The organism is Aquirufa sp. A-Brett2-W8 (assembly GCF_054558755.1).
In genome coordinates this window covers 120,635-146,658 of sequence record NZ_JBPXKS010000009.1, presented here as the reverse complement: position 1 = coordinate 146,658, position 26,024 = coordinate 120,635, and the positions used below count along the sequence as shown (strand labels likewise).

At 43.9% G+C, this 26,024-nt stretch carries 17 protein-coding genes; 11 read left to right on the top strand and 6 right to left on the bottom strand.

From position 1 onward, the window contains the following. Positions 1-49 precede the first annotated feature (49 nt). The 4 genes from gcvP to rocD all read left to right on the top strand — a co-directional run bounded on the left by gcvP (position 50) and on the right by rocD (position 7,836). Entirely contained in the window at positions 50-2,896 is a 2,847-nt protein-coding gene (gene gcvP, locus ACST13_RS10285) for an aminomethyl-transferring glycine dehydrogenase (RefSeq protein WP_459523112.1), read from the top strand. 133 nt (positions 2,897-3,029) lie between these two features. Next, positions 3,030-5,435, top strand: coding sequence for a 3-hydroxyacyl-CoA dehydrogenase/enoyl-CoA hydratase family protein (locus ACST13_RS10280; protein ID WP_459523111.1), 2,406 nt, complete (start codon positions 3,030-3,032; stop codon positions 5,433-5,435). A gap of 11 nt (positions 5,436-5,446) precedes the next feature. Further along, the gene (locus ACST13_RS10275) at positions 5,447-6,622 is read left to right on the top strand and encodes an acetyl-CoA C-acyltransferase (RefSeq protein ID WP_459523110.1); all 1,176 of its coding nucleotides are present in this window, start codon (positions 5,447-5,449) and stop codon (positions 6,620-6,622) included. After that, a complete protein-coding gene (gene rocD, locus ACST13_RS10270) occupies positions 6,619-7,836 on the top strand; it encodes an ornithine--oxo-acid transaminase (protein WP_459523109.1) in 1,218 nt (405 codons plus the stop codon). The genes ACST13_RS10275 and rocD overlap by 4 nt, the downstream gene beginning before the upstream one ends. 24 nt (positions 7,837-7,860) lie before the next feature. Here the strand turns inward: rocD and rho are convergent, their stop codons facing one another. Then, the gene (gene rho, locus ACST13_RS10265) at positions 7,861-9,342 is read right to left on the bottom strand and encodes a transcription termination factor Rho (RefSeq protein ID WP_459523108.1); all 1,482 of its coding nucleotides are present in this window, start codon (positions 9,340-9,342) and stop codon (positions 7,861-7,863) included. A gap of 232 nt (positions 9,343-9,574) precedes the next feature. Between rho and ACST13_RS10260 the strand changes: the two genes are divergently transcribed. The 3 genes from ACST13_RS10260 to bioA are packed head-to-tail and all read left to right on the top strand — an operon-like array spanning position 9,575 to position 12,559. After that, entirely contained in the window at positions 9,575-10,693 is a 1,119-nt protein-coding gene (locus ACST13_RS10260; RefSeq protein ID WP_459523107.1) for an aminotransferase class I/II-fold pyridoxal phosphate-dependent enzyme, read from the top strand. Next, complete coding sequence (gene bioD / locus ACST13_RS10255) at positions 10,690-11,289, top strand: dethiobiotin synthase (RefSeq protein WP_459523106.1); 600 nt, start codon at positions 10,690-10,692, stop codon at positions 11,287-11,289. The genes ACST13_RS10260 and bioD overlap by 4 nt, the downstream gene beginning before the upstream one ends. Beyond that, positions 11,282-12,559 carry an adenosylmethionine--8-amino-7-oxononanoate transaminase gene (bioA, locus tag ACST13_RS10250; RefSeq protein ID WP_459523105.1) on the top strand — a complete coding sequence of 426 codons (1,278 nt, stop codon included), beginning with the start codon at positions 11,282-11,284 and terminating at the stop codon, positions 12,557-12,559. Before bioD ends, bioA begins: the two co-directional genes overlap by 8 nt. On the opposite strand, the gene ACST13_RS10245 is transcribed toward bioA, so the two are convergent. Together ACST13_RS10245 and ACST13_RS10240 are read right to left on the bottom strand one after the other, a co-directional pair. Beyond that, positions 12,531-12,968: a nuclear transport factor 2 family protein gene (locus tag ACST13_RS10245; RefSeq protein WP_459523104.1), complete on the bottom strand. Its 438-nt coding sequence runs from the start codon at positions 12,966-12,968 to the stop codon at positions 12,531-12,533. The genes bioA and ACST13_RS10245 overlap by 29 nt on opposite strands. A 33-nt stretch (positions 12,969-13,001) precedes the next feature. Then, the gene (locus ACST13_RS10240) at positions 13,002-14,588 is read right to left on the bottom strand and encodes a GMC family oxidoreductase (RefSeq protein WP_459523103.1); all 1,587 of its coding nucleotides are present in this window, start codon (positions 14,586-14,588) and stop codon (positions 13,002-13,004) included. Positions 14,589-14,646: 58 nt separating this feature from the next. Here ACST13_RS10240 and ACST13_RS10235 point away from each other — a divergent pair, with 58 nt between their 5' ends. Continuing rightward, a complete protein-coding gene (locus tag ACST13_RS10235) occupies positions 14,647-15,207 on the top strand; it encodes a HupE/UreJ family protein (RefSeq protein WP_459523102.1) in 561 nt (186 codons plus the stop codon). Between the two features lie 45 nt (positions 15,208-15,252). Here the strand turns inward: ACST13_RS10235 and ACST13_RS10230 are convergent, their stop codons facing one another. Together ACST13_RS10230 and ACST13_RS10225 are read right to left on the bottom strand one after the other, a co-directional pair. Further along, positions 15,253-16,230, bottom strand: coding sequence for a ribonucleoside-diphosphate reductase small subunit (locus tag ACST13_RS10230; protein WP_459523101.1), 978 nt, complete (start codon positions 16,228-16,230; stop codon positions 15,253-15,255). A 79-nt stretch (positions 16,231-16,309) separates the two neighbouring features. Further along, positions 16,310-16,894, bottom strand: a complete 585-nt coding sequence (locus tag ACST13_RS10225; RefSeq protein ID WP_459523100.1) for a hypothetical protein — start codon at positions 16,892-16,894, stop codon at positions 16,310-16,312. A gap of 43 nt (positions 16,895-16,937) precedes the next feature. On the opposite strand from ACST13_RS10225, the gene uvrA reads away from it, so the two are divergent. From uvrA to ACST13_RS10210, 3 genes are all read left to right on the top strand, one after another. Continuing rightward, positions 16,938-19,766, top strand: coding sequence for an excinuclease ABC subunit UvrA (gene uvrA / locus ACST13_RS10220; protein WP_459523099.1), 2,829 nt, complete (start codon positions 16,938-16,940; stop codon positions 19,764-19,766). An 8-nt stretch (positions 19,767-19,774) separates the two neighbouring features. After that, positions 19,775-21,235 carry an NADH-quinone oxidoreductase subunit N gene (locus ACST13_RS10215; RefSeq protein ID WP_459523098.1) on the top strand — a complete coding sequence of 487 codons (1,461 nt, stop codon included), beginning with the start codon at positions 19,775-19,777 and terminating at the stop codon, positions 21,233-21,235. An 85-nt stretch (positions 21,236-21,320) separates the two neighbouring features. Beyond that, positions 21,321-23,237, top strand: coding sequence for an amidophosphoribosyltransferase (locus ACST13_RS10210; RefSeq protein WP_459523097.1), 1,917 nt, complete (start codon positions 21,321-21,323; stop codon positions 23,235-23,237). On the opposite strand, the gene ACST13_RS10205 is transcribed toward ACST13_RS10210, so the two are convergent. Beyond that, on the bottom strand, positions 23,234-25,984 hold the full coding sequence (locus ACST13_RS10205) for a T9SS type B sorting domain-containing protein (protein WP_459523096.1): 2,751 nt from the start codon (positions 25,982-25,984) through the stop codon (positions 23,234-23,236). The two genes, ACST13_RS10210 and ACST13_RS10205, sit on opposite strands and share 4 nt — an antisense overlap. Between the last annotated feature and the right edge of the window lie 40 nt (positions 25,985-26,024).

The following is a 26,024-nucleotide window of genomic DNA, read 5'->3' as shown; positions in this document are numbered from 1 at the left end:
AAAAAAGATTAAATTTATGACGATTTTCTTATACTAATTATCAACATTCATGACCCTAAATTACACTTACCAAGAAGACTTCTCTTTACGTCATAACAATTCAGAGGCAGTTGATATAGCCGCTATGTTAAAAACCATTGGCGTAGCTAGTTTAGAGACACTTATTCAACAAACCGTACCGAATAAAATTCGCTTAGCTCAAGGGCTTCGCTTGCCAGAACCGAAATCAGAATTCGCATTTTTACGTGATTTTAAAGCGGTAATGGGTCAAAATCAGATTTTTAAATCACATATCGGTTTAGGCTATTCGGATACGATTGTACCCACGGTCGTTTTGAGAAATATTTTAGAAAATCCATCTTGGTACACGGCCTACACGCCTTATCAAGCAGAAATCGCTCAGGGACGTTTGGAAATGTTATTGAACTACCAAACGATGATCATCGATTTAACCGGCATGGAATTAGCGAACGCGTCCCTTCTAGATGAAGGAACCGCAGCGGCCGAAGCCATGACGATGTTATACGGACAACGTCCAGCGGAACGCAATCAAGCAGAAGCGTATTTCGTGTCGGAATTATGCCTTCCACAAACTATCGACTTATTAAAAACGCGTGCAGAACCTATCGGCATCGAAATCGTCGTGGGTGACCACCGCTCTTTCGATGTAACGGACGCCCGTTTCTATGGCATCATGTTACAATACCCGGCCTCTAATGGAGAGGTTTTTGATTATAGCGCTTTAATCGCTGCAGCTAAAGAAAACGGACTTCAAGTCGTAGTCGCTGCTGATTTATTATCCTTGACTTTATTAACGCCTCCGGGTGAAATGGGAGCAGATGCGGTAGTAGGTGTTTCACAACGCTTCGGGGTACCCATGGGTTTTGGAGGACCTCATGCCGGCTTCTTCGCCACAAAAGAAAAATACAAGCGTAACATTCCAGGCCGTATCATCGGGGTTTCGGTGGATGCGGAAGGAAACCGCGCTTTACGTATGGCACTTCAAACACGCGAGCAACACATTCGCCGCGAGAAAGCAACGTCTAACATCTGTACGGCGCAAGTTTTATTATCCATCATGGCAGCTGCTTACGCAATTTACCATGGGCCAAAAGGCTTAAAGCAAATCGCTGAAAAAGTCTATGGTTTAACTGAATTACTAGCGGTAAATCTTCGTAAACTAGGTTATACATCAGAAAACACGCATCACTTCGATACGTTGACGATTCAAACGGGGGCGCAAACGGCGGACTTACGTATTTTGGCAGAAAAAGCAGAACGTAACTTACGTTATACGTCGACTACGACGAGCATCTCTTTAGATGAGACAACTCAAGAGGCAGATGTAATCGAAATCATCTCGTTCTTTGAGGCATTAAGCGGTTCGAAATCGGCGGAGAAAACGGTGACTTGGGCTATCCCAGCTGCCTTGACTCGTAGCTCTACTTTCTTAACGCACAGCGTGTTTAATAAATACCATTCGGAGCACGGCATGTTGCGTTATTTGAAATCATTGGAATCGAAAGATTTATCGATGGTTCATTCGATGATCTCTTTAGGATCTTGCACAATGAAATTAAATGCGACGACGGAAATGATTCCGGTGACTTGGCCAGAATTAGGCAAAATGCACCCCTTCGCTCCTGCTTCGCAGACGAAAGGTTACCAGCAATTAGTAACTGATTTGAATGAGTGGTTGTGTGAGATTACGGGTTTTGCCAAAATGTCCATGCAACCGAATTCGGGCGCTCAGGGAGAATATGCGGGTTTAATGACCATCCGCGCCTACCATGCGTCTCGTGGTGATCATCACCGTGACATTGCGATTATCCCATCTTCAGCGCACGGAACAAACCCGGCATCAGCGGTGATGGCCGGTATGAAGGTGATTGTTTCCCCTTGCGATGCCCACGGTAACATAGATGTGGCTGATTTGACGGCCAAAGCCATCGAACACAAAGATAACCTCTCTTGCTTAATGGTCACTTACCCCAGTACACACGGGGTATTCGAAGAAACGATTCAAGAAATTTGCGCGATCATCCACGAATATGGGGGTCAAGTATATATGGATGGCGCTAACATGAACGCTCAGGTGGGATTAACTTCCCCAGCTATCATCGGAGCGGACGTTTGTCACCTAAACTTACACAAGACTTTCTGCATTCCTCACGGAGGTGGTGGCCCAGGTATGGGACCTATCGGCGTGGCGCCACAGTTAGTTCCTTTCTTGCCAGGACACGTACATGACGGTGGCTCAGGAGCTGTTTCTGCGGCTCCGGTGGGATCTGCTAGTATTTTGGCCATCTCCTACGCTTACATTGCGATGATGGGAGGAAAAGGATTAACGAAGGCAACAGAAATTGCGATCTTAAACGCGAACTATATCAAAGCGCGCTTAGAAAAAGAATTTCCAATTCTGTATACGGGTTCTCAAGGGCGTTCTGCGCACGAGATGATTCTTGATTGCCGTCCGTTCAAAGTTTCGGCTGGCGTAGAATCAGAAGATATCGCGAAACGTTTAATGGATTACGGCTTCCATGCGCCTACGCTTTCTTTCCCGGTAGCTGGAACCTTAATGATCGAACCTACAGAATCAGAGAACAAGGATGAGTTAGATCGTTTCTGTGATGCCTTATTAAGTATTCGTGCGGAGATTCGCGAGATCGAAGAAGGCAAAGCGGACAAAGCTAATAACGTATTGAAGCACGCGCCACATACACAATCGGCCGTGTTATTAGGCGAATGGGATCGTCCTTACTCACGTGAGAAAGCGGTATTCCCGCTGGCTTATGTGAAGGCGAACAAGTTTTGGCCAATGGTATCTCGTATCGATTCGGCTTACGGAGACCGCAACTTAGTTTGCGCTTGCGAGCCGATGGAGAGTTATATGTAGAAATTGCAAGTTCTATACATGGAAGGCGGCCCCACCCAGGGGTCGCCTTTTTTAATATAAATAAAATTTAGTATGCTTGCATAACATAATTCCTTTTATTTATATTTACATATCGAGATTTAAAAACGTAGATATGAATCGTGCCATTAAAAAAGTAGCCATTTTAGGCTCAGGAATTATGGGCTCCAGAATAGCCTGTCATTTCGCAAACATTGGGGTTCAGGTCCTGTTATTGGACATTGCACCACAGACTTTGAGCCCAGAGGAAGAGGCCAAAGGTCTTCGTTTAGAACACCCTTCGGTACGTAACCGAATCGTTAACGCCGCATTTCAACAAACTATAAAAGCAAAGCCCGCATCGCTCTACGCGTCGGGCTTTGCGAATAACATCAAGCTAGGTAACTTCGATGACAACCTGTCGGAAATCAGTTCAGCAGACTGGATCATGGAGGTAGTCGTAGAAAACCTAGCCATCAAGCAATCGCTCTACGAAAAAGTAGAGAAGTACCGCACACCGGGCACCTTAGTTACCTCGAATACTTCGGGTATCCCAATTCATTTGATGTCTGAAGGCAGAAGTGCAGATTTCCAACAGCATTTCTGTGGAACGCACTTCTTCAACCCTCCCCGTTACCTACGTTTATTTGAGGTGATTCCTGGACCTAAAACAGATACAGCGATCATCGAATACCTGTTAAGCTACGGTGAAACCCAATTAGGTAAAACGGCGGTTCTGTGCAAAGACACGCCAGCCTTCATCGCCAACCGCATCGGCGTTTATTCGATGATGCAGACGATGAAAGTCGTGGAGGAATTAGGCTTAACGGTCGAGCAAGTAGACAAACTGACTTCTAAAGTCGTAGGTCGTCCTAAATCAGGCACGTTCCGTCTTTCGGATGTGGTCGGTTTAGATACCACGGTTCACGTGGCGAATAATTTAAAGGGCGCGCTCGTAAACGACGAAAGCAAAGAGATTTTCAACCTGCCGGTGATGTTACAGCGTTTGATGGAAAACAAATGGCTGGGCGATAAAACGGGTCAGGGATTTTATAAGAAGACTAAAGACGAAAAAGGCAAAACGGTCATCCTGAGCCTGGATCTGAATACATTCGAGTACCGCGCGGCAGAACGCGTAAACTTTGAAACATTGGATCGCTCTAAAGCGATTGATAATTTGGCAGATCGTTTCGCGCTTTTATTAGCGGGAAAAGATGTAGCTGGCGAGTTCTACCGCAAAACCATCCTCGATGGTTTCCGTTATGCGTCGAACCGTATTCCTGAAATTGCAGATGATTTAGTCAAAATTGACCAAGCGATTTGTGCTGGTTTTGGCTGGGAGATGGGAGTTTTTGAAACCTGGGACGCTATCGGTGTTGTGAATGGCATCGAATTAATGAAAGCTGAAGGATTAGCTCCAGCTGCTTGGGTGACGGAGATGATTGCAGCAGGAAATACCACTTTCTACAAAGTCGAAGGCGGGAAACGCCTGTTCTACGACATCGCGACGAAGAAATACCAAGCGATTGCAGGAGCTGAGAAGCAAATTAATTTACAAATCTTAAAGCCTACGAAAACCGTTTCGTCGAATGACGACATGCATATTTTGGATTTAGGCGATGGCATTTTGGGCTTAGAATTCCATTCAAAGATGAATACAATGGGCCAAGGGGTGCTGGAAGGCATTCAAAAGGCTATCGCAACGGCGGAAAAAGATTTCCAAGGTTTAGTGATCGGAAACGAGTCGAACGAAGCCTTCTCCGCTGGAGCGAATTTAGGTATGCTGTTTATGTTTGCGATGGAGCAGAAATTCGACGATATCAACACGATGATCGCGACTTTCCAAGAAACGATGATGCGCGTGCGTTATTCCGGTATACCGGTAGTGGTAGCACCGCATACTTTAGCGCTTGGTGGCGGTTGCGAGATCAACTTGCACGCGGACAAGATTGTCGCTCATGCAGAACTATACATGGGTTTAGTCGAAGTGGGTGTGGGTTTAATTCCGGCAGGTGGTGGAACGAAAGAGATGGCGCTTCGCATGGGAGATGCTCGTCGCTCAGGCGATGTGGAGTTGAACCGTTTGCAAGAGGCCTTTATGAATATCGCGACGGCGCGCGTGAGTACCTCAGCGCACGAGGCGAGAGAGATGAATTATTTACGTCCTCAAGATCGCATCGTGCTGAATCGCAACCAGGTGATATCGGAGGCGAAAAGAGAGGCTTTGGCCTTAGCAGACGCAGGATATGTCCAAAAAGCGAGACGCAACGATGTCTGGGTGGAGGGAAAACAAGGTTTGGCCCTATTCAAAGCAGGCATTCAAGGCATGCTGATGGGACGCTATATTTCCGAGCATGACGCATTAATTGCAAATAAATTAGCTTACGCGATCTGCGGTGGCGATTTAGACGCTCCGCAAGTCGTGAGCGAAACCTATTTACTCGACCTAGAAAGAGAGGCCTTCCTTTCTTTATGTGGCGAGAAAAAGACCATGGACCGAATCCAAAGTTTATTAGGTGGCGGTAAACCACTCAGAAATTAAATTTTACGAAGATGAATGCATATATCATAGCAGGTTACCGCACAGCAGTTGCGAAAGCTAATAAAGGAGGATTTAGAACCATGCGTCCAGATGATTTAGCGGCGGAAGTCATTAAACATTTGATGAAGCAGGTGCCTAGTTTAGACCCGGCACGCGTGGAAGATTTGATCGTAGGAAATGCGATTCCAGAGGCAGAACAAGGCATGCAAATGGCGCGTTATATCTCACTATTATCCCTGCCAAAAAGTGTTCCAGGCTTCATCATCAACCGCTATTGCGGCTCTGGTTTAGAAGCGATTGCTTTGGCCTCCGCGAAAGTTGCCTCAGGCATGGCCGATTGTGTCATTGCAGGGGGTACAGAATCGATGTCTATGCTACCGATGATGGGCCACAAAACAGTCTTGAATTACGGAATCGCTAACGAACATCCGGATTACTATATCGGAATGGGTCTGACCGCAGAGGAAGTGAGCAAGAAATACAACGTGACGCGCGAGGAGCAAGATGCGTTCTCTTTCGCCTCACACCAGAAGGCTTTAGCTGCTCAAAAAGCGGGTAAATTCACCTCGCAAATCGTTCCTGTGGAAGTAACAGAGAATTATTTTGATGCCAAATCAGGTAAGAAAGAAACCCGCAGCTGGACCGTGTCACAAGACGAAGGTCCGCGTGCAGACTCTACCATCGAAGCTTTAGGAAAATTACGCCCCGTATTTGCGGTGGGCGGAACCGTTACCGCAGGTAATGCGTCCCAAACTTCCGACGGAGCCGCTTTTGTGCTAGTGGTCTCTGAGAAATTAGTCAAAGAATTACATTTAGAACCAATCGCACGCATGGTTTCCTACGCTACGGCGGGGGTTGAACCGAGTTTGATGGGAATTGGTCCAGTAGAGGCGATTCCGATTGCTTTGAAAAAAGCCGGATTAACGCTGAAGGATATACAACAAATTGAATTGAACGAGGCTTTTGCGGCGCAGTCTTTGGCAGTCATGAAGACTCTCGATATTGATCCTAACATCGTGAACGTAAACGGTGGAGCTATTGCATTAGGACACCCGCTAGGATGTTCAGGCGCAAAATTATCCATCCAATTATTCAACGAAATGCGTTTGTGCAACCAAAAATACGGCATGGTAACAGCCTGTGTAGGTGGAGGTCAAGGGGTAGCAGGGATTTACGAATTACTATGACCTCAGCCGAATACATTGCCTTAGAATCTGATTTTGGTGCACATAATTACCATCCATTACCTGTCGTTTTAGAACGTGGGGAGGGTGTGCATGTGTATGATGTAAGCAGAAAAAAGTACCTCGATTTTTTATCGGCCTACAGTGCGGTGAATCAAGGGCATTGTCATCCGCGTTTAGTTAAAGCCATTTCCGATCAAGCCGCACTTTTAACACTCAGTTCCCGCGCTTTTCACACGAATCTATTGGGTTCGACGGAGAAAAAATTAGCAGAGAAATTTGGCTATGAGAAGGTTCTTTTAATGAATACGGGTGTGGAAGCGGGAGAATCTGCGATCAAATTAGCTCGTAAATGGGCCTATGAGGTGAAAGGGGTTCCGGCGAATCAAGCCGAAATCATTTTTGCGGAAGGAAATTTTTGGGGAAGAACCATCGCAGCCGTTTCGTCTTCGAGTGACCCATCATCCTACCATAATTTCGGGCCATTTGTACCCGGATTCAGCCAAATCCCTTACAATAATCTAAAAGCATTAGAAGAAAAATTACAGAATCCGAACGTGGCGGCCTTTATGGTCGAGCCCATTCAAGGAGAAGCTGGGGTGGTCATTCCATCGCCGGGCTATTTAAAAAAGGCTGCGGCATTGTGTAAAAAACACCGCGTACTTTTCATCGCCGATGAGATCCAAACAGGTTTAGGACGTACAGGCGCTTGGTTAGCTTGCCACCACGAACTGGTTCAACCTGATATATTATTGTTAGGGAAAGCACTTTCGGGGGGATTTATGCCCGTTTCCGCGGTGCTTTGTAATGACGAGATAATGCTGACCATTAAACCAGGGGAGCACGGTTCTACGTATGGGGGAAATCCGTTAGCTTGTGCCGTTACGAATGTGGCCATCGATATTATCGAAGACGAAGATTTAGTCGAAAATGCCGTACTTCGTGGCCAGCAATTATTGACCTTCTTAGAAAGCTTACGTGATAAAACGGCCTTAATTAAATCCGTTAGAGGAAAAGGGCTGCTTTGTGCGATCGAAATCGATACGCCGGAAGATAGCCCGGTGGCCTGGGAAATCTGTTTAGACCTAATGAAAAAGGGATTACTCGCGAAGCCGACCCACGGAAATAAAATCCGCCTAGCCCCTCCCCTCACCATCACCGGTGCGGAGATGGATCAAGCTTGCAGCATTATCGATAAAGTATTTTTGGGCTATTAAGCGATTCCCTTTTATCTGTTCCTTTTAGCGATTCATGGACACTAAGAACTCTTCGTTGTTCCTAGTCCCTTTCATCTGCTGTTGCAAGAATTCCATCGCCTCTACCGAGTTCATGTCGGACATGTGCTTGCGCAAGATCCAAACACGTTGTAATACGGCTGGATCCATCAATAGATCTTCGCGACGCGTTCCGGAAGCTGTCACATCAATCGATGGATAAATTCTTCGGTTCGCTAACTTGCGATCTAATTGTAATTCCATGTTACCCGTTCCTTTGAATTCCTCAAAGATTACTTCGTCCATTTTCGATCCCGTTTCGATCAAGGCTGTCGCGATGATGGTTAAAGATCCGCCATTTTCGACGTTACGAGCCGCTCCGAAGAAACGCTTAGGCTTGTGAAGTGCATTTGCATCCACACCACCGGATAAAATCTTACCTGATGATGGAACGACTGTATTGTAAGCACGTGCAAGACGTGTAATAGAATCTAATAGGATTACCACATCGTGGCCACATTCCACCATTCTTTTGGCCTTCTCTAAAACAAGGTTAGCCACTTTCACGTGACGCTCCGCTTGCTCATCGAAAGTAGATGAAATCACTTCCGCACGAACCGAACGCTGCATATCCGTTACCTCCTCAGGACGCTCATCGATCAATAAAATGATCAAATATACCTCCGGGTGATTGCGGGAAATCGCATTCGCGATGTCTTTTAATAAAACCGTCTTACCCGTTTTAGGCTGGGCGACGATCATACCCCTTTGGCCCTTACCGATAGGCGCAAACAAATCTAAAATACGCGTCGAATAATTATCCGCCGTAGAAGATAAATTTAGCTTCTCCTCTGGAAATAAAGGCGTTAAATATTCAAAGTTAATCCGGTCACGAATCTCATCCGTCGTTTTACCATTTACGGACTCAATCTTCAATAAGGCAAAATACTTTTCTCCTTCTTTAGGTGGACGAATCTTGCCTAAAATGGTGTCTCCTGTCTTCAAACCAAACATTTTGATTTGTGATGGCGATACATAAATATCATCTGGAGACGCTAAGTAATTATAATCTGATGAACGCATAAAGCCATATCCGCCTTCTTGCATAATCTCCAAAACTCCTTCATTCTCAATCAGGCCATCTAATTCTTTAATGACTTGGTTATAATTCGAACGAGGCTTATGGTGATGTACCGGAGTTGGCGCATCCTCTTTAGGTAATTTATCTAAATCGACAGGGGCATCCGTTGGAGATACCTCGTCTCTTGTGTTTTCTGTACTTGTGATGAAAGACGTATCTACGATGAACTCTTCTGGAGCAGCCACCTCATTATATTCAATCGGTGCTTCAGCTGAAAACTCTGCTTGAGCTTCTGCAGGAGCAGCTGATTCCATCGGCAACAAAGGAGCTTCTTCGTTACTTTTTTGAATTCGCTGACGCTTAGGGCGTTCGTTTGATGATGATTCTTCTTGCACTTTTTTTACTCTCTTGATAGGCTTATCTTCCATAAAAGGGAAATGATTAATTAAGGATGACAACAGACGTGGGTTGTCGGATTGAATTTGAAAATGGAATGTTTCCGGGGATGTTGATTCGTTGAATTGTCAGAATCGACTTGCAATACTACAAAATAGTGAGTAATTGTCAAGTGTTTTTGCCAAATTTTGGCATTAAATATCAATTAAATGATAAAATAATCGTCCACAGCGATTATTTCGTAGTTTTGCAGTAGAGAAATCTATGGAAAATATTCAGCAACAGCTTATTGAATTACTAGAAACCCGACGTAAAGAGGGACTATTCAGGCAATTGGCTTTGCTCGAGGGACGCGTGGATTTCTGCTCCAATGATTATTTAGGTTTAGCTTCAGATACCGCATTAGCTGCAAAAATCGCCAGCGATTTCGAAGCCTTGCCCGCTGCTTTTCGAAAAAATGGATCCACTGGTTCCCGCTTGATTTCGGGACATTCAGAACTTATCGAAAAGTTCGAAAAAGAATGCGCCACCTTTCACGGTGCTGACGCCGCTTTGCTTTTCAGCTCAGGATATGATGCAAATATCGGTTTGATCTCTTCTGTGCCGCAAGAAGGCGACGTAATTTTCTGCGATAAGCTTTTACACGCGAGTTTGATTGATGGATTACGACTTTCTAAAGCCGAAAGACGCATATTTAAACATAATAACCTTGACGACTTGGTTCATTTACTGGATCAATACCCCGCAGAAACACGCAAGTGGATCGTCGTGGAATCGGTCTATTCCATGGATGGAGATTTAGCACCTTTGCAGGAATTAGTGGATTTGAAAAATACATACCAGGCTGAACTCATCGTCGATGAGGCGCATGCTGGAGGAATTTATGGCACGCAAGGCCAAGGAATTGTACACGAATTAGGTTTGTGCGAGGAGGTTTTTGCTCGGGTAATTACCTTCGGAAAAGGTTGGGGAAATGCGGGAGCGGTGGTCTTGGGGTCTTTGGCCCTCAAAGAATACCTCGTGAACTTTGCCCGACCGTTTATCTATTCAACGGCACCTACTCCGGCACATGTATCCGCTTTATTAAGCACCTTGCACTATTTGCCGTCCCAAAACGAAGCCAGAGAAAAACTGCAAAATAACATCAAATTCTTCCGAGCAAACGTGCATTCTGACGCCTGGGGAGATAGCGACTCCGCCATTCAAACATTCTTCGTCACCGGAAACGAGGCCGTGCGTGCGAAGGCCGCCGCTGCCAGCGAATTTGCCATTAAACCGATTGTTTACCCTACGGTGGCCAAAGGAAAAGAAAGAATTCGCATTACTTTAAGCACATTACACACGAAAGAACAACTACTAGCACTCATTAAAGCACTCGAATGAAACAATTTATCGTCGCCGGCATAGGTACTGAAATTGGGAAAACTGTCGTCTCAGCGATTTTAACAGCTGGATTGAAGGCAGATTATTGGAAGCCGGTCCAAGCGGGGGATTTAGATCAAGGGGATGCGTATTGGATTCGCCGATGGGTGACATCTGCTACCGTCCATCCATCGACTTATGCCTTAACGCAACCGATGTCGCCACACAGTGCGGCCGAGATTGATGGAATTACGATAGACCTTGCTGCATTTAAAAAACCCACCGATCAGACGTTAATCATCGAATTAGCGGGCGGAATTATGGTTCCGCTAAATGATTCACAGACGAATTTAGACCTTATCAAACACCTTAATCTGCCGGTCATTTTAGTTAGCAAAAACTATTTAGGCAGCCTAAATCATACGCTGTTGAGTTATGAGTTGTTAAAGCAACACGGGATTCCGATGGCTGGAATCGTATTCAATGGCCCTGAAAATCCGTCGGGAGAAAAATTCATTTTGAATCATACGGGTTTGCCGCTTATTTTACGCGTTAATATAGAAGAAGAACTCAATGAAGCGGTTATCGCTTCGTATGCTGATAAAATCCATGTCTAATTCAAACTTGTCATCCCGGGATGCGGCGGTCATTTGGCACCCCTTCACGCAACATCAGATTGAACCCATTTCAATTCCGATTGTTAGCGGGAAAGGCGCTCATTTATTTGATACGGATAGCAAAAAATACATCGATGCGATTTCGTCCTGGTGGGTGAATACGCATGGACATGGGCATCCCTATTTAGCCCAAAAAGTGTACGAACAAGCCCTCCAGCTCGACCAAATCATCTTCGCAGGCTTTACCCACGAACCCGCAATTCGACTTTCCGAACGTTTATTAGCGCATTTACCGGCTAATTTCGAGCGGGTTTTCTTCTCCGATAATGGATCTACGGCCGTGGAAGTGGCCATTAAAATGGCCTTGCAATTCTTCCACAATCAGGGAAATACCAAACGCCGAAAAATTTTAGCCTTTGCGGATGCTTACCATGGGGATACTTTTGGGGCAATGAGTTTAGGAGCACCTAGCTCTTTCAATGACCCTTTTCAGGATATGCTTTTCGAGGTGGAATTCTTGCCGAGTCCTTTGGATAAGGACGCGTGCCTCGCGGCGATGTCATCGATAAACGCTGACGAGTACGCCGCCTTCATCTTCGAGCCCCTCATTCAAGGCGCAGGTGGAATGAAAATGTACGAGGCATCTACCTTAGATGCTTTGATTCAAGAAGCGCATAAAAAAGGCATTCTGTGTATTGCGGATGAGATTATGACGGGTTTTGGGCGGACCGGAAAATGGTTCGCCATGGATTATTTGGAAGAAAAACCAGATATCGCTTGTTTCTCTAAAGGCCTGACAGGGGGAATGATGGCGATGGGTTTGACCTTGTGCAGCGATGAACTTTTTAGGTCTTTCCTTTCCGATGATCGTAGGAAAACACTCTTCCACTCCCATTCATTTACAGCAAACCCCTTAGCCTGTGCGGCGGCGAATGCAAGTCTAGATTTGATGGAAAAGGACGGAACTTGGACGTCGATTGCGCGAATTGAAGCGCGCCATCGAGCTTTTGCTCAGGCGCTATCAGGACATCCTATTTTGAAAAATGTGCGGGTTCAGGGCACCATTATCGCGATGGAAATCGCGGTAGGAGAAGCAAATGGGTATATGCACTCCATCAGAGACAAGGCCTACACCTATTTTATAGAGCAAGGCATTTTGATGCGACCTTTGGGAAATACCATCTACATCCTCGCCCCCTATTGTATCGAAGACGAGGATTTAGCGTATATCTACGAAAAAATTAAGGCTTTTGCGCAGGGACTAATTTAGTCGACTGCCAAGATACCATTTGCCAGCGCTTGTCTGCGTAAACGAAAACATCCGTAAACCGTAGGCGAATAGTCGTTTGTGTTCCATCAGCTGCTTGCTGTAAAATCGACACAATTCCGGTATTAATTCCCGTCTTTCCGTAAACGCGATGCTGCATTTCTTCCGGTGTGATCGTTACATAACTTGATTTACCAGAGGCAATCGAGGCGATGTAGGTCTCTTTCGAATCCTGCACGCCACTCGAGTGGAAATACACTAAATCTTTGTGCAAAACGGCCTGTAAACCGGGCGTATCTTTCGCTACCATCACCTTAAAGCGATTTAATTCGGCTTCTTTAAGGGATTCTTCGTTTTGGGCAAAGCCAAAAAATGGAGCTAAAACACAAAGTAAAATCAATACATTTTTCATAGTTTCTTTTTAGTTAAAACGCTTTCGCGCCGGTTATTTACTCAAAATTAAATCGGCTGCCTTCTCCGCAATCATCACCACCGCCGAATTCGTATTACCCGAAATTACATCCGGCATAAGGGAGGCATCTGCCACTCTTAACCCTTGTAGACCTTTCACACGCAGCGTCGAAGGATCACAAACTGCCTCCGCATCTGTTCCCATCTTACACGTTCCTACCGGGTGATAAACGCATTCTGTGGCTTGCTCGATGTGATTTTGGATTAATTCTTCATTCCAAAGTCCTTCCGGATAGTGTAACTCTGAACCTTTTCGCAAACCATCAAAAGCTGTAGATAAAACGATATCCCTTGCGATGCGCACCCCACGTTTCAGCGTCTCGCGGTCTTCCTTTTCTGACAGGTACCTTGGATCAATCACCGGTGCTTCGTTATAGTCAGCTGATCGCAGGCTAACGGTGCCCCGGCTTTTGGGCTTCAATAAAGTAGGTAAAATGGTAAAACCATCGCTTAATGGCATCTTACCGTAGTCATACATATCATAAGCCCAGGCTGACGAAAAATGAAACTGCAAATCTGGAACATCCGATTGATTCACCGAATCATAGAAAGCAGCGGCCTCCAAAGGACTCGAAGTTAAAGGCCCCTGTTTTTTGAACGTATAATCAACAAAGTTTTTCACCCCCAAAGCCACATTATACGATTGTCCCTTCGTACTAGCCTGCGCATTCATATTCACAAATACGTGGTCTGATAAATTCTTCCCCACCCCTTGCAGGTCAAGGCGCGAATCGATGCCGTGCGCGCGCAATTCAGCTGCATCACCGATGCCGGATAGCTGAAGAATTTGGGGGCTTTGAAACGCCCCTGCGGATAAAATCACCTCAGAAGCTTCGAATTCGATGGCCTTTTTCGAGCCCAATTTAAATCCTTTCAAACCCGTTACTTTCTCTCCTTGCAGCACTAATGAAGCCACTTGAAAAGAGGTTTGAATATGCAAGTTCTTTCTGGAAAGCGCTGGTTGAATGAAAGCCTTTGCGCCAGAGGCGCGTTCTCCATCCTGAATATTAAACTGAAATAAACCGGCTCCCACCTGCTTCGCTCCATTAAAATCTGGATTAGCAGGAATTCCCACCGTTCCACAGCCTTGAATAAATGCATCACCAAAAATAGTCAAATGCCTATTTTTTGCCACTCGGTGTAAACCACCGGAGCCGTGGTATTCGTTTTGAAAATCTTCATTATCCTCCGACTTCTTAAAATAGGGTAATACATCCTGATAAGACCAACCTTGGCAACCCCAGGCTGCCCATTGATCATAATCCGCTTTATTACCCCGAATATAGGCCATGCAATTAATGGCAGAACTTCCTCCTACGGTTTTACCTCGTGGCTGGTAAAGGCGACGACCACCTAAATGCGGCTGTGGTTCCGTATAAAAATTCCAGTTCAGATAGGTATGGTTCAGCAAGGAATAAGCCGACGGCATGCTGATGCGCGGATCCCTAAAATCTCCACCGGCCTCAATTAAAAGCACTTGATTCAACGGATTTTCGGACAATCGATGTGCTAAAACACAGCCCGCCGTACCAGCACCCACGATAATGTAGTCAAATTTCATATACAGGTAACAATTATTACTTTGAATATCTCTATTTTTGACCAATAAATAACAAAACGTGAGCAATTTTTCTGTGTACTTTTTATTAGGCCTGGAGCATATCTTGAACTGGGCGGCTCTGGATCATTTGTTATTCCTACTTTCGCTGACCTGTGTTTACGTTTATTCTGATTATAAAAAAGTCCTTTGGCTGATCACAGCCTTTACCATAGGGCATTCAATCACCCTAGCTTTGGCCACTTTGCACATCATTGAGGTGAATAAAACCTGGGTAGAATTTTTAATCCCTTGTACGATTCTTCTTTCAGCCATCTATAATCTGACTAAAGCGAAGAAACGCTATAAATATGGAGTGGTTGCGTTTTTTGGATTAATTCACGGACTGGGATTTTCGAATTATTTACAAAGTTTATTAGGCTTGGAAAGCTCCCTTTTTACCCCATTACTAGGCTTTAATCTAGGATTAGAACTAGGCCAAATCTGTGTAGTCGCTATCGTTTTATTAGCTTCATTTATTTCGTTTTATGTATTCCATTGGAAGCAAAAATCTTATATTAAAATACTATCAGGCATTACCATCGGCCTTGTTTTGCCCATGATCCTTGAGCGCTGGCCATAAAAAAAGCCCCGATTTTCATCGAGACCTTTTTAAAAATTATAATTTCTAGAAGTCTTCGCTTAATGAGAAGGACATCGATTCTTTATCCGACATCACACCTGATTTCTGGTATTCAGCCACTCGCTTCTCGAAGAAATTCGTCTTACCTTGAAGTGAGATCATCTCCATAAAGTCGAATGGATTCGTTGCATTATAATGTTTCTTACATCCCAAAGAAACTAATAAACGATCCGCTACGAAATCAATGTATTGACACATCATATCCGCATTCATACCGATCAAGGATACAGGTAAAGCTACGGTTACGAATTCTTTTTCAATCTCAACTGCATCTAGGATAATTTCGTAGATACGCTCTTGTGGCAATTGATTCTTAATGTGGTCTGTATATAATTGACAAGCAAAATCACAGTGCAATCCTTCGTCACGGGAAATCAATTCGTTCGAGAACGAAAGACCTGGCATTAAACCACGTTTCTTTAACCAGAAGATAGAACAGAATGATCCAGAGAAGAAAATACCTTCCACCGCAGCGAAAGAAATCAAACGCTCTACGAAATTATCTGACTCAATCCATTTCAAAGCCCAATCCGCTTTTTTCTTCACGCAATCGATTGTCTCGATGGCGCGTAATAAATGGTCTTTCTCCTTAGGATCGTTGATATAGGTATCGATCAAAAGAGAATAGGTTTCAGAGTGAATGTTTTCCATCATGATTTGGAAACCATAAAAACATTTTGCCTCCGCATATTGTACCTCTTTCAGGAAGTTATTTGCTAAATTTTCATTCACAATGCCATCCGAAGCCGCAAAAAAAGCAAGGACGTGAGAAACGAAATGACGTTCACCATCATTCATCTTTTTCCAGTCAGCTAAATCTTGCGATAAATCGATCTCTTCCGCCGTCCAAAAGGATGCTTCAGCTTTTTTATAATATTGCCAAATATCATCGTGCTTGATGGGAAAAAGCACAAAACGGTTGGGATCCTCAACCAATAAGGGTTCTAAAACTTTCGTTGACATATGAATTTTTATTGAATTCGAAATTAAGAAATTCTAACTGAAATACAAGACTAATAAAGGGGCTAAATTGTTTTAAATTTTAAAAGAAAAATCCACCTACTTGGACAACAAGTGCTGAGCCATACGGTGAGCGCCCTGAGGTATAGTTTAGGTCATACATGACCGAAAAATTGATACCAATTCTAGAGCCTATACCCACCCCTACTAAAACGGGATTTGAATAATTTATCCCTGTATTATCTGAAAGATTAGTATAGTTTTCTATTTGACCCGTTAAATAGGCCTGACCAATGACTTGGTTTAAAGCAGGGACTTGTTGGCGAATGAAGATTTTTTGGCCAAAAAGATTACTTGAATACGTTCCTAAGGAAGCATAAGTCGCCGAATAATACTGATAAGTCAATCCCACACCCAAGATGGAGGTATTCGTGAGCGAATAGCCCACCATGGGAGAAACCCCGATACTGGTCGGATTCCCAAAACTCAGACCACTGATTCCACCCCCAAAATTCAATCGTTGACGAAAGGGTAGCGTTCGAACGTCTACTTCCACGTCGGAATCCTCTTCAGCGCCCTCCTCTTTAATGACCACGGGTTCTTGCGCGAAGACCTCTGAAACTCCTACAAAAGTGAGGAGCGATAAGAATAAAATTAGTTTTTTCATTTGGCTTAAATTAATTACCAAAATTAAACGATATTTTTGTAAAATGAATACCCCTCAGTCTAAGCATAACATAGAAAATTGTGATCCGAAAACGCATATCATCATCAAAGGTGCGCGCGTACACAATCTAAAAAATGTAGATGTGGCGATTCCACGCAATAAACTCGTGGTTATTACGGGTCTATCCGGCTCTGGAAAATCATCCTTAGCCTTTGATACCTTATTTGCAGAGGGCCAAAGAATGTACGTAGAAAGTCTAAATAGCTACGCCCGCCAGTTTTTGGGTCGCATGGAAAAGCCGGCCGTCGATTATATCAAGGGAGTTTCTCCGGCCATTGCCATCGAACAAAAGGTTAACACTAAGAATCCGCGTTCGACAGTAGGCACCACAACAGAGATTTATGATTATTTAAAATTATTATTTGCCCGCATCGGCCGCACCATTTCACCCGTTTCTGGTCAGGAGGTTCGCAAAGATTCGGTTTCTCATATAGTCGATTTTATCGCCAAAGAAGAAGGTAAAAAAGTCCTTATTCTAGCACCACTCGTACACCACGAGGATCGCAGCCTAGAAAACGAGTGTCAACTACTCATTCAAAAAGGCTATTCCCGTTTAAAATTCCAGGAGGAAATAATTGCCTTAGAAGAATTAGTAGAGGATCCTAGTCATCTTCAAAAACTAGCCAAAAAACCTTCCGAGATTGCCATTTTAATCGACCGTTTAGTGTCGAAAAAAGACGATGAGGAAACGCAATTTCGCGTGGGGGATTCTGTACAAACGGCTTATTTCGAAGGAGAGGGCGTTTGCTGGATCGAAATCGAAGGAAAAAAGCGCAATGTATTTTCGAATAAATTCGAACTAGATGGGATCATTTTTGAGGAGCCCAGTTTAAATCTATTCTCTTTCAATAATCCCTACGGAGCCTGCCGAAATTGTGAAGGTTACGGTAAAGTTTTAGGCTTAGATCCAGATTTGGTTTTCCCAGACCATGAATTATCCATCTACGAAGGAGCGATTGCCCCTTGGCGAAGTGAACGAATGAGCGAATGGTTAAGTCCTTTGCTGCGCAATGGCGTACAATTTGATTTCCCTATTCACCGTCCCTACAAAGATTTGAATGCCGCAGAGAAAAAGGTTTTGTGGACGGGAAATAAATACTTTGCTGGTCTGCAACAATTCTTTGACTTCCTCGAAAAAGAGACCTATAAAATCCAATACCGCGTTCTTTTATCCCGGTACCGGGGTAAAACGAATTGCCCAGAGTGCTTAGGATCCCGCTTGCGAATGGATGCCAGTTATGTGAAAATTGCGGACACCTCCTTGGTGGATTTAGTGCTTTGGCCCTTGTCTAAAACCAAGGCTTTTTTCGAAAATTTGAAGCTCAATGCGCATGATCAGCAGGTTTCGAAACGTATTTTAATCGAAATTAATAATCGGCTAGAATATATGGATCGCGTCGGTTTAGGGTATTTAACCCTGAATCGCTTGAGCTCCACGCTGTCTGGTGGCGAATTTCAACGGATTAAATTAGCGACCTCGCTGGGCAGCGCCCTGGTAGGTTCCATGTATATTTTAGATGAGCCCAGTATCGGTTTACATCCACGTGATACGGAACGATTAATTTCCGTATTGATGATGTTAAAAAATATGGGAAACACGGTGATCGTGGTAGAACATGAAGAAGAGGTGATGCGCGCAGCGGATCAAATCATTGACATCGGACCCGAAGCTGGACGCCACGGAGGAAACTTAATGTTCCAAGGAAATTTAACAGAGGCTTTGGCAGATAAAAACACCGACAGCCATACCCTGCGTTTCCTAAATAATCAAGATCGCATAGAAGTGCCTTATTTCAGACGTAAAGCCTTAGCTCAAATCGAAATTACGGGCGCACAAGAGAATAATTTAAAGAATGTGGATGTCGCGATTCCACTTGGAATTATGACCGTGGTGACGGGTGTCAGCGGATCAGGAAAATCAACCTTAATTCGCAAAATCCTGTACCCGGCGATGCTTCGGCTGCTTCAACAAGGCACCGAGGAAACAGGGAAATTCCGCGAAATTAAAGGAAGTACAAACCTAATCGCGAGTGTCGAAATGGTGGACCAACAACCGATCGGAAAATCATCTCGTTCGAATCCAGTTACCTATATTAAGGCATATGATGCAATCCGAGCACTTTATTCGGAACTGCCTGTGGCGAAAGCCCGCGGCTATAAACCAGCTCACTTCTCCTTTAATGTAGAAGGTGGTCGTTGCGAAGTTTGTCAGGGTGAAGGAGAAATCACGATTGAAATGCAATTCATGGCGGATATCAAGTTGCCCTGTGAATCCTGTGGTGGCTCCCGGTTCAAACAAGAAATACTAGATGTTAAATTACAAGATAAAAATATCTCTCAGATTTTGGATTTGACAGTCGAAGAAGCGGTCGAGTTTTTCCGAGAGAATCAACCCCGCATCGCCGATAAAATCGACCCGCTATTTCAGGTGGGCCTAGGCTACATCAAATTAGGGCAATCATCGAGCTCTCTTTCTGGTGGAGAGGCGCAACGTGTGAAACTGGCTAGTTTCTTAGGCAAAGGAAATCCGAACAAAGGCAAGACCTTGTTTATTTTTGACGAACCTACGACGGGTCTACACTTCCATGATATTAAAAAACTATTGAAAGCCATGAACGATCTTGTCGAACAAGGCGACTCAGTAGTGATCATCGAGCACAATATGGAAGTCGTTAAATGTGCTGATCACATCATCGACTTAGGTCCTGAAGGAGGCGAAAACGGTGGTTATATTAGTTTCACCGGTATGCCGGAAGAAATGAAAGGGTTAAAAAACAATCCGACTGCCTTTTATTTAAGCCAAAAACTCTAATTTAGCACATGTCTTCATTCGCCAGCATTTCCACACTCACCGAAAGAATCCAGTCCATAACGGCCGGACTCCATTTCGTGATTCCGGAATTGATTGTAGCTGGGACGATTCTGATTAGCCTTTTCATTGAACTATTTTTACACTCTAAGACAGAAAAATTTAGCACCTCTTGGCGCTATTTTACCTGCCAAATCCCCCTAATTCTAGCCCTTTCCCTCAGTTTTCAACGATCCGAATTAGGATTAAGTGGGCTATTTGCGGCGGGTTTATTCGAAGCGAATATAGGGTCGAATGCCATCAATACCTTGATTTTAGGTATTGGATTTTTGCTTATTTTGATGAATCAAATCCATAAAAAATCCTTCACCTTCGAAGAACTGATAGGTTTTTTATCGATTTTATTAGGCGCCTTATTAAGCAGCATGAGCACCCATGCCTTAAGCTTATTTTTATCCATCGAGTTTATGTCGATGGGAACCTATGTACTCGTGAGTCTTCGAAAAGAGGCTGCGCGTGCTAGTTTGCCTTATGTTTTGTTTGGACTAGGATCGTCTGCCCTCTTCTTGTATGGGATTTCCTTGCTGTATGGTTTAACCGGATCTCTCGATTTCACTAGCGTTGATTTCTCACGTGGAATTTCGGTGGCGGACCCCTATTTACGCGGTTTTGCCTTAGGGCTTTTTGCCGTGGGATTGTTGTTTAAAATGTCATGGGCACCTTTTCATCCTTGGAATCCGGATGTGATGGAAAATTTACCTGCCTCTTGGATGACTTGGATTTCCACGGCTCCTAAAATCGCTATTGCCTTCGTGGGCATTCGCCTCCTTCCTACATTACCCGTTTCATTTGTAAATGAATTAGCTGTTTTAGCCGTATTGACACTTTTGGTTGGCCATTTAGGAGCATTAGGCCAAAACAAAACAAAACGTCTCCTCGCCTATTCTAGCATCGCACATGGCGGATTTTTAGCCATGGCCTGGTTCTTTCAACCCGCACAAGCGCTGGATGCCATCTTATTTTATGGCTTCTTATATAGCATTGCCAGCTTATTGGTATTCTATCTCATTGATGAATCAGGAGCGGAAGACGTTTCTGCTTTCGCAGGCCTAGGATCTTCGAAACCTTTGCCTGCCTTTTTCTTGCTAACTGGTCTCGTGGCTTTAGTAGGCTTACCACCAGCTGGTACCTTTCTAGCGAAACTGACTTATTTCAGTTTATTATGGTCAAACTATGAATTAAATCAGACGGTGGGAATTTTGATTTTATTGATTGTGGCCATATTTACGACGGCCATTTCTCTGTTCTATTATTTAAAGATTCCTTTCCAATTGTATTTCAAAAAATCGCTTGTGAAATCCAGCCTTTGGTTAGAAATGCGCCCCTTAGAAATCTGTTCTTATGGATTTTTGGCGGCCATTTTACTACTATCTATCTTATTCCCAACGGTATTAACTACCCTTTGGAAATAAGCGATAAAAAAATAAAAAAAATCAGTTAATTGGTCTTTATTTTGGCTAATTTTGACCTTGATTTAATTAATAGCCCCACGTTTCCATGTCTGATTCTATTAAGCACGAATGCGGAATTGCCCTTATCCGTTTACGAAAGCCTTTTCAGTACTACTTAGACACATATAATACGCCATCCTACGGACTTAATAAACTTTATCTGATGATGGAGAAACAGGTCAATAGGGGGCAAGATGGAGCCGGGGTGGCAAACATTAAAATCAGCGTAAAACCAGGGCACCGTTACATTTCCAGATACCGTTCGGTAGAGCCACAAGCAGTGGCAGATATTTTTGGAAAAATCAATAAGAAATTCAGTAAAGCACAGAAACTCGCAAAATCAGTTAAGCGCGAAACAGGTATCGATGCGGTACATGATGCGGACTGGTGGCAAGAGAATGTAGCTTTCACAGGGGAGGTCTTATTAGGCCACTTGCGCTACGGAACCCACGGTCAAAATGAGATCGAAAACTGCCATCCGATGTTACGTCAAAACAATTGGAGAAGCCGTAACCTAGTAATGGCGGGTAATTTCAATATGACGAATGTGGATGATTTGTTCGACAAATTAGTTTCCTTAGGTCAGCACCCGAAAGAAAAAGTCGATACTGTTACCGTCATGGAAAAGATCGGTCACTTTTTAGATGAGGAGAATCAGCGCCAATTTGACAAGTACAAAGATAAATACGAGAATCCCGAATTATCGGACATCATTGCTCAGAAAATTGATTTAAAACGCGTTTTAGAGCGTTCTTGCAAAGATTTTGACGGTGGTTACGCGATGGTAGGAATGACAGGATTCGGAGCCTCCTTCGTAGCACGTGACCCAGCAGGAATTCGCCCAGCCTTCTATTATGTAGATGATGAAGTGGCTGTAGTGGCCTCAGAAAAGCAGGCGATTAAAACGTCGTTCAATTGTGCCTACGACCAAATTAAAGAAATTACTCCGGGCCATGCCCTGATTATTGATATAGACGGAAACGTTTCTGAAGTTTCGTTCATTGACCGCTTAGAGCAAAAATCTTGTTCGTTTGAGCGGATCTATTTCTCTCGAGGATCTGATCCAGATATCTACCACGAACGTAAAAAATTAGGTGAATTATTAATTCCTCAAATTTTAGCGGAAGTACACCACGATCTAAAAAATACCGTATTCTCTTATATTCCGAACACGGCAGAAACTGCTTTCCTAGGGATGATCGATGGTTTAGAGGATCATTTGGCCAAAGAACGAAAGAAAGCCATCATGGATGGTATTCTTTTTGAAGAAGAACTAGAAGAATTATTAACCTTCCGTCCTCGAGTGGAGAAACTCGTCTCTAAAGACGTGAAAGTGCGTACGTTCATCGCTTCAGATGATCAACGCGATGATATGGTCGCACACGTGTATGATACGACTTACGAGGTGATAAACAAGGAGGTCGACTCCGTCGTTATCATCGATGATTCGATCGTTCGTGGTACGACTTTAGAGAAAAGTATCCTGAAATTATTAGATAAATTATCCCCTAAGAAAATCGTCATCGTTTCTTCAGCTCCCCAAATTCGCTACCCAGATTGCTACGGGATCGATATGTCGAAGATGATGGAATTCGTTGCTTTCCGCGCCGCATTAGCCTTATTAAATGAGCGTGGTTTAGAAAATATCTTAGACGAAGTTAATCTACGTTGCTTAGCGGCCCTTGAAAATGGCACCGCAATGGAAGAGAATTTTGTTAAGGCGATTTATGCGCCTTTCACAGACGAAGAAATTTCAAATAAAATTGCAGAGATTGTTCGTCCGAAAGATTTAAAGGCTGAACTTTCCATCGTTTACCAAACCGTAGCGAATTTAAATATCGCTTGCCCAGATCATTTAGGGGATTGGTATTTCACTGGAAACTTCCCTACGCCAGGCGGAAATCAAGTGGTGAACAAAGCCTTTGTCAACTTCATGAAAGGGGTTACCGTAAGAGCTTACTAGTACACCACGACGACGGCCCCACGTTTTTCTTGAATTCCTTTCTCAGGATAATCAACAGCTTGGTAACGAATAATATAGGCGTAGGTCTCCTGAGGTACTTTGTCCCCATTATAATTCCCATCCCAAGCAAAATTAGGTCCCTTCGAGCTATAAATCTGCTCCCCCCACCGATTGTAAATCTCTAAGGAGATCACCTGAGTTCTCGACTTCGGATAAGCCGCGCTCAGCTCATTCCAATTATAGGATGGCTCAAAAACATCATTATATCCATCGCCATTTGGCGTAAATACCGTAGGAGTAATTAAAATAGCCTCACACTTATCCTCGATTTTAACACTATCCGTTAATTCGCAACCATCACTATCTCGCAAGGTAAACTGATAAAGTCCACTTCGATTAATCAGGAGATCTTTCGAATTCCATCCAGAAACAATGCCAGAATTCGCCTGCCAGTCCACCTGAAGATTCGCTGGAGAAAGTTGGAGAGGGATCATTTGTGTTTGCTGTGGTTTATCATTGCAAATGATACCATCTGATTTTTTGACGGCCAAAGGATTGGTAATAAAATTCACCTGCGTTTCCCTTTTAATGGAACAGCCTGAGACATCCTCTTTAATTTCCAACGAATATTTACCGCTCGGCTTAGGAACGGTGATAAATCGCGAGGACTCCCCGGAACTCCAGTTATAGGTAAAAACGGCGACCGGCGGAACCGAACTAGGCCCTATTCTTCCCTCCTCTTTACAAATAAAAGTAAAGGTAGGAGGCAAAACAAAAGGATCTAATAATTCCACATGGTAGGCCGACGCGTCTAATAAATAATTCGTTAAGCAGGAATTACTGATGGCTACACTCACCACATAATCCCCCGCTTTCGTGAAATCATAGGTCATTTCTGTACCTGTGTACGAATAAAGTAAGGTTCCCGAAGGATTCAATGGCACTAATAATCCATCGGCATTCCGTGTTGGATCTAAAGTGCTTTGGTAAATTTTCCAGTCCAAACGGGAATTCTTTATCGGATCGCACAAATCCTGACTCACCTTAAAACGATAGGTCGTCCCATCGCAACTTTGCTGAATACTCGGGGTGGACGACGGTTTTGGCGTTAATACAATGGACAGCGGAAGACCCAAACCGCTGGTAGTTCCCGCCGCTAAATTCAATCCGCTTCTGACAAAAGTAGCCTTTATCGTGCGCGTCGAATCTTGTAAAGAGATGTCCGGATTCACGATCTTCCCTAAACTCGAACTCCCTTGAAAAGTGGCATAAATGATTGAACCGCTCGAGGGATCCCCCTGCAAAGCCCCTATTTTGCCTGGCCCCGTCCACAACAGACTTTTCGATTTCAGCATTTGAACGGAATCTTTTGACGCAATCGAATATTGCCAAATCTGTGATGTTCCTGTACCCTGCAAGGTTACATAGATTATCTTACCATCCGCCGAAAATTCGATACCGTAAAGTCTATCCACTATAGGAATTTGATAGCGGAAGGTTGACTTACCTGTTGCCACATCAAAATCATACACATCCACCTTAGCTGGTGGACCCCCATAACCAATCGCTAAGACCTTTCCATCTCGGGAAAAATGAGAGGATGCCGTTAACCCAGTTGCCTGAGATTTAGCATTGGATGCTATCGGTGCCGAAATACCCGCTTTAGACACTTTAAATGTCTTTAAAATATCCGAATTTGCATCCTGAGTTTGCAACCAATAATAATCCCCAGCACCCACAGCTATCCCAAATCGTTCGGCTGAAGGCGCCGGACTTAAGAACGCATTCTTCACCGAAATCCCTCCTTTGCCCCCATTTAATTTACGATCGTAAATGCTATAATAGATTTGATTCTCCCCCGCTGCATTTCGCAGAAAAGTAAAAATATAGTATTCTGCTTGGCAGCCTTTGCAGGTCGTTTTAGGTAGGATGGCCACCCCTTGTATTTGGGTGGTATCGCCATTTAAACCTTGTCCGACGAGGGAATTGTCCTTTGCGTAAACCCGAGAACCATTCGTATAAAAAATTAAATCATTATTCTCATCCGTCATTTTAGCGACTCCTTCTGGAGTGCGCATGGGCCCTGAACCCGCTGTAGGTGTTGATGAACCTCCAGAGAATTTGAGTGAAACATTTGTCCCAAAATTCCAGCCATCCACTCCTCCCGCCTTCGGTTGTTCCCCACAAATCTTCACCTCTATTTTAGCTTCAACTGAACATCCTGATCCTAAATCAGTCACCATCACCGAATAACAACCTGACTCGGAAACTCGAATAGTATCAGAGGTTTGGCCTTTAGGAAACCAAGAAAGACCTATAGGAAAAGCAGGTTTAGAAACAGTGCCAAATGCATTCAACACCACCGGATCCCCTTTACAGATCATCAAGGTGGTATCGTTTTTATCTTTGCCTAAAATAAAATCCGGCAAAGCACCTATTTTCACATCCTGAGGCCCATAAACCGTGGTTACACCAGCAACCGTCACTTGTAAGGATACTTTTTTAACGCCCGGATTACAATATTGATATACCCCGGTTCTTGCCGTTGAAGTTGCGCCTGCTTCACCAAAATCCCATGCATACGTCGCCGAAGCTGGATAATTATCCCGAATCTCAAATACCGTACCCGCTGGAGCATCGCTGCAGTTATTACATAAATTGATGCAATTATTACGCACCTCAATCGTTTTAGGAACTTGAGCTAAGGCAGTAATGGACCAAAAAAGAAAAATAAGCGTGCGCAACATAGCTTTCATTTGAAACCACAAAATAAGACAATAAATTGGT